This is a genomic window from Cryobacterium sp. TMT1-2-2, assembly GCF_004403505.1.
Taxonomy (GTDB): Bacteria; Actinomycetota; Actinomycetes; order Actinomycetales; family Microbacteriaceae; genus Cryobacterium; species Cryobacterium flavum.
This window is the reverse complement of record NZ_SOGS01000007.1, coordinates 319336-332431: the sequence shown is the minus strand read 5'-3', so window position 1 is coordinate 332431 and position 13096 is coordinate 319336. Positions and strand designations below refer to the sequence as shown.

Below are 13096 nucleotides of genomic sequence, written 5' to 3'. Positions count from 1 at the left end.
AGCCGCCTTGAAATAGACCCAGCCGCACCCAGCGACCCGGTGGCCCTGTGGCCCTGTGGCCCTGTGGCCCTGTGGCCCGAAAATATGCACCCGCTCCGCCGCCACCCAGACCGGGGAGAGCCATGGTCCTTTTCCCCTAGGACCAACGTTCATCGCGACCACGACGACCGCGAAAGCTGCGACGACCGTTGCAGTCCCCAGCGAGCGACAACACCATCAGACGTGAGTCCGCTCAAGCGCTCCGGGGGGCTGCCCGCAAGGGCGCGCGCACGGGAGTCGCCCACAAACCGGCCAGTCGTACCGCTCGAAGGGCGGTGAAAAGTTCGGCCGCCTGCACGGGTTTGGCTACGGAACGCCCGGTCATTTCGGTTATACGCCCCAGTCGGTGAAGTACCGTATTTCGGTGGCAATGAAGTTGCTTGCCGCACTCGGCGGTCGAACCGTCGGTGGTGAACCAGCATTCAAGCGTGTCCAGAAGCACGCGCGCATCGTCTGGATCAAGGTCAGCCAGCCCGCCGAGAACGCCATCGCGGAGTTCGGCAGCGTATGCGGGTTGAGACACGAGAATGGTATCGATCGGGGCCGCGCCGTAGAGATGCACTCCCACCGCGGCGGGGGCGATGCAACGCATGGCCAAAAGCGCTTGTCGCACCGCGACAGGCGCGCGCTCGAGGGCTTGTATCGGCAGGCTCACCCCGATTCGTGAACTGACGGTTCCGACCAGTGCGTGCGCGGCGGCTGAAGGGTGCGCACCCGCCACACTTCCGAGCAGGCCCAGATACTCACCTTTCCACGGAGCCCAGGCGGAGCTGACCCCCATCCCCCGCAGTCGGTCGGTTATGGCGGGAATTGGGTCATCATCTGAGTGCCGCATCTCAACGGCAAGAACGACGAAGGTTGCCTCCTTGGGAAGGCCAAGAGCACGAACCGCTCGACCGGCATCCCCCGAGAACTCGCCTTCCAGAATCGCGAGCAGCACGACGTTCTTGCTCTGCTGGTCTTTGCGTTCCCGTTCGTCGACGACCTCTCGGTACGTCTCCGCGGCGGCGTTCGAGTACCGGTCGATAATGCCCCATACTCCGGATGACGCGGTGAGCAGCGCTGTTGCGTGTTCGGGCGTCGTCGCCTTCGCCATCAACGCGTCCCACAGGTGCAGACCGGCAAGCCGGTATGCGTGCAGGAGACTCGCCATGGGGATGCCGTGCTCCGCTTTCACGCGGCCGGCATGGCGGGGTGCGGCGAGCGAGTCGTTGATGCCGAGCAGGCACTGCAGGATCGACTCGAGGTTGTCATGCACGATACCTTCGAGCACACCGGCGCCGAGCACGCTCTCGGCGTAGTCGTGCTCGCCGTTGATGATCTGGGCAACGATGCTGTCTGATAACTCGCCGACCGAGTCGATCATGCCCGAGAAGAGCTCGCGAGCGCCGTCCACCATGACATCCTGGGTCGGCATGCTCTGCGGCGCTTCATTGCGTTCCATTTGCACAGTGTAATCCGGTGACTCTTCCGTTTGGTTGTGCGGCCGCACAATGCACAGTTCCGAAATCGCGGCGGCGGCCCATCGCTATCGCTGACGGTGGAGCCGAGACTAGCCTGACACCGCAACCCGGAATCCGGGTCGCCGTCAGGCAACAATCAAAGGAGATTGATGACTACCACCGATCCGATGTCGAGGACACAGCCCATTCGGGCCCTCGACCAGCAGCAGCGCGACCAACTCGACGCCGCCATCATCGAGCTGGCCTCGGGTGCCAAGCGCTGGGCCAGCACCCCACTTTCCGAACGAGCCGCATTACTGGGAGCTGTGCACGCAGCCATGACGGGGGCCGCTCAGGAATGGGCGGAGACTGCCGCTGCGATCAAGGGACTAGACCCGTCATCGCAGCTCGTCGGGGAAGAGTGGATCTCCGGCCCGTATGCCAGCCTTTCAGGCGCCGGTACCCTCGCTCAGTCCATCGCAGCCCTCGCTGCGGGGAGGAGCCCCCTTGCCAGCAGCCGCTTCGGAACGGCCCCCGGCGGTCGCGTCATCGTCCCGGTACTTCCGACCAACGGGTACGAGTGGTTGCTGCTGCACGGATTCAGCGCTGAGATCTGGATGGCTCCTGGCCGCTCTCCCGAGGAGGTACGGGCCAGCGCTGGCCTCGGTGAGCTCACGCCGACAACGTCGGGCGGAGTGGGACTCGTGCTCGGCGCCGGCAATATCACGTCGATTCCGCCGCTCGACGTGCTGTACGAGATCGTCGCGAACAACCGGTCGGTGCTGCTCAAACTCAACCCGGTCATGGCTGGAATGAAATCCGTTTTCGATAAGGCTCTCGCCCCCCTGATCAAAATCGGAGTGCTTCGTATCGTGCAGGGCGCCGGCGACGTCGGTGCGTATCTCACGCAGCACGATGGCATCGCGCACGTGCACATCACCGGGAGTGCGGCAACACACGATGCCATCGTCTGGGGAACGGGTGCGGATGCCGCGAGCCGCAAAGCAACGGGCACCCCGTTACTAGGCAAACCGATCACCAGCGAACTCGGCGGAGTATCGCCCATCATTGTGCTTCCGAGCGCATGGACGAAGCGTGACCTGCGCTATCAGGCCGAGCACGTCGTTACTCAGCGCCTGCACAACGGCGGATACAACTGCATTGCCGGCCAAGTGGTTGTCGTCAGCAGCAACTGGCCCCAGAAGAAAGCGTTCCTCGCCGCACTCCGACGGGCACTGGCGGCAGCACCTCAACGCCCCGCCTGGTACCCCGGCAGCGATGGGCGCATGAGAGCCGCATCGGCCGCGTATCCGACCGCCGAGCGGATGGGTCAAGACGGCTGCCGCCTGCTGATCGATGTCACAGCCGAAGACGACGCATCGAACGTGATCACCACGGAATATTTCTCCCCGGTGCTGGGCGTTGTCGAAGTGCCGGGCACGGGGCAAGCCTTCCTCGACGCCGCCGTCACGCTGGCCAATGACGAGTTCGTCGGCACCCTCGGTGCGAATCTCATTGTCGAGCCCAAGGTCATCCGGCAGCTCGGAACCGGGTTCCTCGAGTCCATTGCACGCCTGCGCTACGGCACGATCGCCATCAATGCGTGGACCGGCCTCGGCTTCCTCACAGCAACCGCGTCGTGGGGCGCCTTCCCCGGTGCCACCATCGACAACGTGCAGAGTGGCATTGGAACCGTGCACAACGCCCTGCTCATCGATCGGCCCGAGCGCACGATCGTTCGCGGCCCGTTCCGGCCGTTTCCGCGATCGTTCGCACACGGAGAATTCACTCTGTTCCCGAAGCCGCCGTGGTTCGTGCAGGCGCGTTCCGCCGCGACGACCGGACGTCGTCTCGCGGGCTTCGCGGCCAAGCCGTCATGGCTGAAGATGCCCGCCATCTTCCTGGCGGCATTCCGGGCCTGACCCTCCGGTCATCCCGCACGCTCCCCCACACTCATCCCCAGCCAGAAGGCGAGCCGCCGTGTTCACCAGTCCCTTTCCCGACGTCGAAATCCCCAATCTCAGCGTCTTTGAACACCTCTTCGGTTCACTCGAAGTCGCATCCGCGAACCACATTGCCCTGGTCGACGGGGCGACCCGTGAGACCACCACGTACGGCGAGTTGGTGCGCCAGATCGAAGCAGTTGCGGGGGCACTCGCCGCTCGTGGCATCGGTGTGGGTAGCGTCGTGGCGCTGCATTCCCCGAACCGACCCGCTTTCGCCGTGGCGTTCCATGGCATTCTGCGAGCTGGCGCCACGGCGACGACCGTCAACGCACTGTCGACGGCCGGTGAGATGGCCACGCAGCTGGCCGACTCCAGAGCGGTAGCCATCATCGCAGCGGATATGCTGTTCGCCGTCTCTGCGGAAGCCGGCGATCTCGCCGGTGTGGCAGCAGACCACATCATCAGCATCGGTGAGGTCAGCGGGAGCACGAGTCTGGCCGACCTGATCGCGGAGGCGCATCCCGCGCCCGAGGTATATTTCGATCCGGCAACGCACCTGGCTGTGCTGCCATACAGTTCGGGCACGACGGGCAAGGCCAAGGGCGTCATGCTCACCCACCGCAATCTCGTGGCCAATGTTGCGCAGTCGGCACCCATCATCGGCGTGAGCGCCGATGATCGCGTTCTGGCTGTGCTGCCGTTCTTCCACATCTACGGCATGACGGTGTTGCTCAACATCTCTCTGGCACAACGAAGCACCCTCGTGACCATGGCACGATTCGATCTGACTGATTTCCTCAGTCTCATCCAGTCCGAGCGCATCACCTACGTCTTCATCGCTCCTCCCATCGCGGTGGCGCTTGCGAAGCATCCGCTGGTGAGCGAATTCGACCTGTCGAGCCTGCGCACGGTGTTCTCAGGGGCGGCGCCCCTGGACGGCATCGTCGGCGGCGCTGTTGCCGAGCGGCTGAACTGCGAGGTTCTCCAAGGCTATGGAATGACCGAGATGAGTCCGGTATCGCATGCTTCACCCCGAGGTCGAACCGATATTCCCCTGAACTCGGTCGGTCTGACGGTGCCAAACTTGCAGTGCCGTATCGTTGACCCGCTCACCGGAGACGACATCGAGATCCCGGCCGTGGGCGTGAGTGAGCCCGGCGAATTGCTGTGCCGCGGCCCGAACATCATGGTGGGCTACCTCGGAAACGATGAAGCAACCCGGGCGACCATCGACGCCGACGGTTTTCTGCACACCGGCGATATCGCAACGGTGAGCGCCGAGGGGTACGTGACTGTCGTTGACCGACTCAAAGAGCTCATCAAATACAAGGGATATCAGGTCGCGCCCGCAGAGCTTGAGTCGTTGTTGCTGGGGCATCCCCAAATCGCCGATGCCGCAGTCATCGGTGTGATCGACGCGGATGGTGAAGAGGTGCCGAAAGCATTCCTGAGACTGCAACCGGAGGCCACGCTCACCGGGGAGGACATCATGATGTGGGTCGCCGATCGGGTAGCCCCGCATAAGAAGGTTCGACAGGTGGAAATGATCGACTTCATCCCGAAGTCGGCGTCAGGCAAGATCCTGCGCAAGGATCTGCGGTCAAAAGGAGCGCTCGTATGAATACCAACACTGAAGAATTCGACTACATCGTCGTCGGTGCCGGATCGGCCGGAGCAGCTGTCGCAGCTCGACTCACCGAAGACGCGAGCATCTCCGTTCTGCTGCTCGAAGCCGGTGGTGTCGACGATAAGCAGGAAATCGTCATCCCGGCCGCGTTCCCGAAGCTGTTCAAGTCCGATGCCGACTGGAACTACCAGACCGAGCCGCAGGCCGAGCTAACGGGGAGGTCGATCTACTGGCCACGTGGCAAGGTGCTCGGCGGCTCATCCTCCCTGAACGCCATGATGTGGGTGCGCGGATTCGCTGCCGACTATGACAACTGGGCAAGGCTCGCCGGGGACGGCTGGTCGTACGAGGCGCTCCTGCCGTATTTCCGCAAGGCGGAGGCAGTGGAGGGCAACAGCGATCCCGACCAGGGCACGGACGGCGCGAATTCGATCTCGCACCAACGCAGCCCTCGATCGCATACCGCAACCTTTCTTGTGGCTGCCGCCGAGGTCGGAATGCCCCTCGTCGCGCCGAACTCGGCAAACCCGGAAGGGGTCAGTCAAACGATGGTGAGCCAGCGTGGCGGCATGCGGCACAACACGTCGGCCGCCTACCTTGCGCCGGCAGCCGAGCGCTCCAACCTGGTCGTTCGCACCGGGGCACACGCCACTCGCGTGCTGTTCGACGGAACCCGCGCTGTCGGTGTCGAGTACCTCAGCGAGGGCACCCCGACCTCGGTCTTCGCGCGCCGCGAGATCGTGCTGAGCGGCGGAGCGGTGAACACACCGCAGTTGCTCATGCTGTCGGGCATCGGCGATGCGACGCACCTCCGCTCCCTCGGAATCACCGTGCTCGTCGATGCTCCCGAGGTCGGATTGAACATGCGCGACCACCTGTTCGCGGCGCTGGCAGTCGAGACCGACGATGACACCCTCTTCGGTGCCGAGACCGAGGAGCAGCTCAACGACTTCGTCTCGCAGCAGCGCGGCATGCTCACCTCCAACGTTGCGGAGGCGTACGGTTTCGTCAAGACCGACCCATCGCTCGCCTTCCCCGACATCGAGGTGCTCTTCGCCGCCGTGCCGTATATCGGTGAGGGGCTCGTGGCCGCGCCGCGGCACGGCGTCAGTGTCGGCGCTATTCTGCTGCGGCCCAAGAGCCTCGGAACCGTGCGACTCGCCTCCGCCGATCCGCTCGCGAAACCGCTGATCGATCCGAATTACCTGAGCGATCCGAACGGAGAAGATCGTGACACCTTGCTCGCGGGCCTCGGCGTGTGCGAGCGTATTCTTGCCGCCACGGCGTTCGCTCCAACGCGGACTGACGGCAAGTTCATCCAACCCGCCGGGTCGGATGCTCAGACCGCGGCCGAGCGTGATGCCACGGTGATCAATGAGTTCTCGCAGACGCTCTACCACCCGACGAGCACCGCTCGCATGGGATCGGATGCTGGATCGGTGGTCGACCCGGAGTTGCGTGTGCGCGGCGTGCAGGGACTTCGCATCGCCGACGCGTCGATCATGCCGGAGATCATCCGGGGGCACACGAATGCTCCATCCATCATCATCGGAGAGAAGGCGGCCGATCTGCTGCGCGCATCGGTGCCGACCAGAGTGGAAGCGGCTTCAGTTCATTGAGGTGAGTCCGGCGGCGAGGATCGCGCGGCAGCGCGCATCCTCCCGGCGCGGGATCACGGTCGCGGCGAGAGTCTCCCTCGCGACCGGCGGTGGCGCGAATGAGAGGCTGGTCAGCGATGTTTGCGAACAGATTGGGCTTCATCCGCACGCATTCCGTTCCCTGTTCCCTACCGATGATGTGCTGTTGGATGCGGTGAATGATCTCCTCGTTGAGGAGTGTGCGCAACGACTTCGAGGTGGGGTTTCGGCGTTCACCCCAAAAGGTGATGGTGTGATTCTCGACACCTGGGAGCGATCCTTTGAAGCTTGGCTTCTCGACGGGTATACCGAGTCGAACTTCTCCGAGTCCCCCTATATCACCAGAACACTGCCTGCGCTGCTATAGCAGGTCAGCGAAAGGCGGTCGTAGTCGAGTAAAACCGCGAGGTGGCAACGATGATGCCTGTCCAGATCGGAAGCGTGCATTTATCGCGCCCCGCCATGCGCTCGCTACTTTCCGGTGGCATCGGGCCCGTGACCCTCCGGTGGATTGCTTGACTCCAGAATCGCGCTCTTGCGCCGTCCCCAGCGGATGAAAAGCCCCAGAGCCACGACGATCCCAACCACAACGAGAACCTGAACCTCTCCGGGTCCGCATCCCGCCTGGCCGCAGCCCGGGCGTTCACCTCGTCATAGTGGGCCTCGTAGTAGCGGTTGTAATACTCGCGCACCTTCTCGCAATTCTCCGCCACCCATCGCTGCTGATACTCACGCCGCCCCTCGCGATTCTCCGCCACCCATCGCTTCACCCGCTCCCTCCCCCTCGCACGCACCTCCGCCTCACGATGCCGACGCGCAGCGGCCCGACGGATCGAATCCCGATTGAGCTCCCGGGCCCGGTCAAGGTGTTCCGAGCGCCAGAGACGATTTAGCTCACGGATCCTGTCGCGGTTCGCCGCCACATACTGCCGCCGCCGCTCCGCCGCATCATCAACAGACGGATGCTCCGCCAGCGACTTCTGCGCGCCGGCGGCTTCCTCAGACGGGACGTTCCTGATCGCGTCTACTCGGCAGACGGCGGCGGAGCCAGCTCGATGACCAACGCAAGCAGTTCAGAGCGATGCGCCGTCGGATTCGTGATCACACGCCCGACCACGACGCGCAGCCGCTCGGCATCCTCGTCTCCGATCCCGGCGACGGGCTCCAGGCAATACGCGATGTCATTCTGGAGGTTGTGGCCGTCATCGTCGACGGCGATCTTCGGATAGTAGAACAATGCAGCGAGCGCGGTGCGGCTGAGCAGGTCGTCGAACTGCTCCTGCGGAATCGTCTTAGTGAAGCCTCCTGAGGCGGTCGTGTGTGAGCCAATCATGCCGCTACCAGGAGGTACGCTGGCCGTGACTGGCTGGGCCGTCAACTGCGCCTCGACGCGAGCATCGGCTCGTCTATGCGCTCCATGTCGACGTTTTCGGCGAACAGGACCTTCGCCATTCGACGGCGCGCCACACTTTCACGAACTCGCACCGATACCAACCGCATCAGGCTGACGGGCCCGACCCCAAGAAACTTGAGAGTGTTCCAGACAAACAGCAGCACGAGGAGGTTCAGCCAACCGGGACCACCGGCTTCGAGCAGGTCCGCGCAGTACGCCGCTGCGATCGCATACAGAGCGGCAAGCAGCATCGCCGGCACGCCCCACTTGAGACCACGCCGGGTGTGGATGGCGTTGGTCACAATGTTGGTCGGCATGAACCGACGCAGGAAGTAGTAGCTGCGGGCGAGGACGCCCACAATGAATTCGAACACGATCCAGCCCTTCAGATGTTCGGCAACAAGAACCTGAAAGGACTGAAAGTCATGCCATCGCAACAAGCGGCGGCGCGTTTTAGAGGTTGCCCACTAATACTGTAGAACCGGATGCCCGCGTGCGAAAGTATCGCGCGTGCACCTTCAGAGCGGATGCTTGCCCCGCTCCCCTCCGCTCACACGGTCGAGCCCAGCCGCCCAACGGTATTCTGGACACCATGACGGGCGAGCGAACGTATCCGGTGCTTCCGTGCCCCGATCTGGACAGTGGTTTGGATTTCTACCGGGCTCTGGGCTTCGAGGCCACGTACTCCCAACGCCGACCCTATCCCTGCGCCGTCGTCGCCCGCAGCGACCCGCAGATCCACCTTTCGGCGATCGACGGATTTGATGCCTCTGCCTCGTATGCGAGTGTCATCATCACGGTGCCCGAGCCGGACGAGTTGTATGAGGCATTTTCCGCTGGGCTCCGCGCACACTACGGGAAAATTCCGATGAAAGGGATCCCTCGCATCCTGCCGATCCGGCGATAAGCGGGGACAGCCACGGCGTTCTGCGTCGTCGGCGTTGGGGGCAACTGGCTCCGGTTCTACCGAACGGGTGCAACAGTGGATGAACTGCCGGCCGGCCGGGGTCGGTCTCAGGCAAGTGATCGACGTGGCCGCTCGGCAGGGCGACGCACGCGGCGATGAACGTCAGGCCATCTCCGTCCTCGACGCTGGACTCACCCGCCTCGCGGATGCGCCCGCGATCGAACGCTTTGACGCGCTCCTCTACCCCGCTGAGCTGTGCATGCGGATAGATCAAGTTAGCGCGGCCGACCTGGCCCAGGCGGCGGACCGTCTCCGCGATCATGCTTTGGGCGCGGAAGCCGAGCAGCAATTGGCGCGACTTCGGGAATCGCTCGACTGACCACCGGGTGCGCCCGGCTGGTCCTAGGGCGTGTCTCCCAATGCCCATTATTGTCCGGAGGACAACTCCGCCGCGGTAGGTCAGCCGCTCTCCGCCGAGGCGTGGTGTCCGCGGGCTCCCGGGCACCTCGGGGAACATGGGCGAGTCGCCGCTTTGACCTGGGCCAGGAGAAGAGCCAGCGGGCGCAGGTTACCCTGTTCGGATCAGCCGGCTGGTCGCAGCAGGCGCGGAGACTGCCGGATCGGTCAGAAGTGCTTCGGCGCGAGGGAAGCTTATGACCGGCCCATCAGGGCGTATCCCTAACGATGTTAGGTTCCGTCGTCTCAGCTTCTGCTTGGGACTCAAAAAGCCAGGGACCGGGAGCGAAAGCTCCCGACCCCTGGCCGGTTTCGGTGAGGCGGTTTTAGTTGTCGGCGTTGACTTCGCCGTCGACCTTCAGGTCGATGTCGGCGTCGGCGCCCTCGGCTGAGGCAGTGGCGTCAGTCGTTCCCTCAGCCGAAGACTTCGCGTCGAGGCTTGACTGGATCTGTTCGGTGACCTTCTGAATCTCCGGTCCGTAGCCGCCCTCGAGCGCGGAGGCCAGGAGGGCCTCGGCCGCAGCGGCCTGCTCGGCTGCGGGGAGTGCCTGCTGCTCGGCGAGGTCTGCCGTGAGCGCTTCGGGAAGCTGGGCGAGTAGGGCCGGGTTCTTGGAGATCGTGGTGGCAATCTTCTCGGGCGCACTCGCGGCATCCGTTCCCTGCGCGGCGTCAACGGCCAACAGGCCACGCAAGGCTGCAGCGAGCGGATGTGCCGGGTCCTTCTGGATCTCCTCGGCCAGCTTCTGGATGTCCACGCCGTAGCCGCCCTCGAGCGCGGTGATCTCGATCTTGTCGGCAGCGGCCGTCTGCGCGGCGGTCGCGGCGCTCTGGTCGGCAGTGGCGGCGTTGAGCGCGGTCAGGTCGGCCTGCAGGTTCGCCGGGAGGCTCTCGAAGAGGTCCGGGTGGCTCGCGAGCGTGTCAGAGACCTGCTTCGTGGTCTCTGCGTTGTTGGCGCCCTGGAGGTCGGCGCGCAGCTCCTTGGTCAGCGAGGCGAGCCCGTCGTGGCCCGCGTGGGAGCTCGTGCTCGACGTGTTGTCCGCGGTCAGCGGGGTGGCGTTCGCTCCCGCGACGCCGAGACCGAGAAGTGAGCCGACGGTCATCACGGTGACCGCGCCGACGGCGATGCGCTTTCGGGCTGGCGAGCCGAAGGCCGTGGAGGTGTTGTTCGAAGTCATATGTGGATCCTTTCGATTACTTGCGGTAGTCCGACGAATGCCGGACCAGCCACACTTGGGCACGGCCCGAGCCTAGGTTTCGGCCGTGCCGCGAAACTCCGTGGAGGCTGACCGGTGAGGGAATCACGTGTTCCCGGGAGTTGGTTCGATTCGGCGATATCGCTCTGATCAGCATAATAGATACTGAATCAGAAGTTTCTATCCGTCGGATAAGAGTCTTCCCCGAGACCGCTGGGCGCCCGGACGGTCGGTCGCGGCCCGGCGATGCCGTGGCATTTCGGGCGAGCCCCATCCCGGGAGACCGCTTGAGAGGCGGGAGCAAGACTGATCTTGCTCCCGCTTCTCAAGGGTGCTCAAAAGACAAGCAATAATCATTTCGGTACTGGTATTAGGAGACACGCCCTAGTCGTCGACGACGGCGAGCCCTTCGCGGGTCGGGGTAGCGAGAACGTTGCGCATCGACTGCACCTGAACTGGCGAGTGCCCAATCCAATCCCCCTGTTCTCCCACCACCTCCACCGGCTCGCGGGTGCGGGTGCGGGAGGACTGAGTCGGATTGCCGGGGAATTTCTGATCCGCCACATTGGGGTCATCCTCGAGGGCCCCTTCGGTACAACGAAGTAGAACCGTCCCCGGCCTTCCCCGACGGCCAAGTCAGCCCCCCAAGTTGCGGCGTCAAGCGTCGCCGTCAGATAGACAAGGTTCGTCTGCCTCCCGGCTTCGAAGTTCGAGTCGCGACCGGGAACCAACAGATCCGCGACCGCCAAGTCCGCTTTGGTCCCGTGCAACAGGACACCGAGTTCGTAGTCCTCTGATGGTTTGGGCTCGCTGGCCATAGTCACCCCTAACTCGAGTGTTGCGACGTTGGCTAGAAGACGCCACGCTAAACCGGGGCCAAATCAACTTGCTATATCCCGTACTCCGAGATGGACGGTAGTAAACGCCTTAGTCGGTGAGTTTGAACACTTTGGACAATTGGTCAATGGTGAATTGATTCCGAAGCTTGCAGGCGCTGTTCTGGTTGGCAAACAAGCCGACTTGCCAGTGAGCCTGCTCTAACGCCACGGTTCCGATCCACATGACCGGAACGACGTACTCGGCGGAATGAATTCCCTCACCGCCTGAGGGGTGGCGGTACGTTCCTTGCAACTCCAGCGATCGGAAAGCTTGATCAGTCCCCTCGACATTGAGAACTGCCTCATCCGCTGACTGCACGCGTCCTTGGACGATGCCAACGCCGACGTACCCGCGTTGTGGGACGTGGACAAACACTCGACCTCCTTCGGGAAGGCCCCTGAGGGTTCTGGAATACCAGTCGCCTCCGCCTGCGGAAACGAAACCGTATTTGCGCGCGTCGTCCCATGTTCGCGAGTCCCCCTCGACACCAAAGGAGACGTACCAGTCATTCCCATTCCAGCTGGCTTTGGTTGATTTGCCTTGAGCAGTGCCTGGTGCAGTAGCGGGGGCGGCCCCGTCAATGAGCCATGTTCGCGCCAGATGCGGGGCGCATCGCGCGCCTGCAAGTGTCGGAGCGCACGCTGCCCGATTCGGGCACCGGGCTGGCCGAGTGGTGGGAGGGGCACGGCACCAACGATGGCAGCTGGGCCGCAACCACCTACCGTGATCTGATCGAGCGGGCCGGGCCTGCCGGTGAACGCCATGCGACGACGATCGCCCTCTCCCTCGATTTGAGCGCGGCGTCTCGGCAGGTGCGCACGCAGGGGGGCGGCATGCGCGGCGCAGCGACCGTGCTGCGCCAGGAAATGACAGCCCTGACCGGAGCGCTGCGCGCGGCGGACCTCACGGTCGGCGGCTGGCTCACCGCCGACGAGCTCGCTGTGGTTTTACGAACCGCCTACGACCCCGCCGTTGGTATCGATCTGGAGCGGCATCCGCTGGTGGGGCGGTCGCTGGCCACGGCCGGGCCAGTCGCGGTCGCCGAGAGCTGGGATCACCTCCGCACGAACAGCGCGTTTCACGCGGTGCTGTGGATCAGCGAATGGCCCCGGTCGCAGGTTTTCCCCGGGTTTCTGTCGCCGCTGGTCTTCACGAACGGCATCCTGCGCACGGTGTCGCTGCATTACCTGCCTGTTCGCGCCGACCAGGCCGCGCGCGACCTGCGCAAGAAGAAGACCGAGCTGATCAGCGACGCGCACCAACGCACCCGTATCGGCCAAATAGAGGATGCCTCCGCCACCGCCGAATACGATGACCTCCTGCACCAGGAGGCCGATCTCACCGCCGGCCACGGAGTGCTGCGCACGACCGGACTCATCTGCGTGACCGCACCCACGGTCGATGAGCTCGACGCCGCGGTGGCGTCGATCGAGCAGGCCGCCATTCAGGCCTCGTGCGAAACGCGCCGGCTCGTTGGTCAGCAGGCGCAGGCGTTTACGTCTGCGGCGCTGCCGTTGTGCCGGAGCGTGTGAGCGACACATGGCTTCGAGCGGCTGGATGCCAGCATCTACGATGCC

The 13096-nt window shown here is 64.1% G+C and carries 10 protein-coding genes and 2 pseudogenes; 6 read left to right on the top strand and 6 right to left on the bottom strand.

The features are described from left to right. Window positions 1–232 precede the first annotated feature (232 nt). Window positions 233–1483: a CdaR family transcriptional regulator gene (locus tag E3T35_RS06840; RefSeq protein ID WP_134346835.1), complete on the bottom strand. Its 1251-nt coding sequence runs from the start codon at window positions 1481–1483 to the stop codon at window positions 233–235. 168 nt (window positions 1484–1651) lie between these two features. Here E3T35_RS06840 and E3T35_RS06835 point away from each other — a divergent pair, with 168 nt between their 5' ends. Genes E3T35_RS06835 through E3T35_RS06825 form a run of 3 tightly spaced genes read left to right on the top strand, consistent with a single transcriptional unit; the run spans window position 1652 to window position 6673 of the window. After that, the gene (locus E3T35_RS06835) at window positions 1652–3403 is read left to right on the top strand and encodes an aldehyde dehydrogenase family protein (protein ID WP_241988749.1); all 1752 of its coding nucleotides are present in this window, start codon (window positions 1652–1654) and stop codon (window positions 3401–3403) included. A gap of 58 nt (window positions 3404–3461) precedes the next feature. Beyond that, complete coding sequence (locus E3T35_RS06830; RefSeq protein WP_134378206.1) at window positions 3462–5048, top strand: AMP-binding protein; 1587 nt, start codon at window positions 3462–3464, stop codon at window positions 5046–5048. Next, window positions 5045–6673 carry a GMC family oxidoreductase gene (locus tag E3T35_RS06825; protein ID WP_134378205.1) on the top strand — a complete coding sequence of 543 codons (1629 nt, stop codon included), beginning with the start codon at window positions 5045–5047 and terminating at the stop codon, window positions 6671–6673. The genes E3T35_RS06830 and E3T35_RS06825 overlap by 4 nt, the downstream gene beginning before the upstream one ends. 1042 nt (window positions 6674–7715) lie before the next feature. On the opposite strand, the gene E3T35_RS06820 is transcribed toward E3T35_RS06825, so the two are convergent. Beyond that, on the bottom strand, window positions 7716–8024 hold the full coding sequence (locus E3T35_RS06820; protein WP_134346832.1) for a hypothetical protein: 309 nt from the start codon (window positions 8022–8024) through the stop codon (window positions 7716–7718). Between the two features lie 41 nt (window positions 8025–8065). Next, a complete protein-coding gene (locus E3T35_RS06815) occupies window positions 8066–8458 on the bottom strand; it encodes a sulfate permease (protein ID WP_370449304.1) in 393 nt (130 codons plus the stop codon). Window positions 8459–8676: 218 nt separating this feature from the next. Here E3T35_RS06815 and E3T35_RS06810 point away from each other — a divergent pair, with 218 nt between their 5' ends. Next, window positions 8677–8991 carry a hypothetical protein gene (locus tag E3T35_RS06810; RefSeq protein ID WP_134346831.1) on the top strand — a complete coding sequence of 105 codons (315 nt, stop codon included), beginning with the start codon at window positions 8677–8679 and terminating at the stop codon, window positions 8989–8991. 115 nt (window positions 8992–9106) lie between these two features. Continuing rightward, window positions 9107–9370, top strand: a complete 264-nt coding sequence (locus E3T35_RS06805) for a hypothetical protein (protein WP_134378204.1) — start codon at window positions 9107–9109, stop codon at window positions 9368–9370. Window positions 9371–9773: 403 nt separating this feature from the next. Here the strand turns inward: E3T35_RS06805 and E3T35_RS06800 are convergent, their stop codons facing one another. From E3T35_RS06800 to E3T35_RS06790, 3 genes and pseudogenes are all read right to left on the bottom strand, one after another. Then, window positions 9774–10622, bottom strand: a complete 849-nt coding sequence (locus tag E3T35_RS06800; protein ID WP_134378203.1) for a hypothetical protein — start codon at window positions 10620–10622, stop codon at window positions 9774–9776. 402 nt (window positions 10623–11024) lie between these two features. Further along, window positions 11025–11458: pseudogene (gene arr / locus E3T35_RS06795) on the bottom strand (NAD(+)--rifampin ADP-ribosyltransferase). A 109-nt stretch (window positions 11459–11567) separates the two neighbouring features. Then, window positions 11568–11894, bottom strand: coding sequence for a hypothetical protein (locus tag E3T35_RS06790; RefSeq protein ID WP_134378202.1), 327 nt, complete (start codon window positions 11892–11894; stop codon window positions 11568–11570). 227 nt (window positions 11895–12121) lie between these two features. Between E3T35_RS06790 and E3T35_RS06785 the strand changes: the two are divergent. Continuing rightward, window positions 12122–13051 (top strand): annotated as a pseudogene (locus E3T35_RS06785) (SCO6880 family protein); the annotation flags it as partial. Window positions 13052–13096 lie beyond the last annotated feature (45 nt).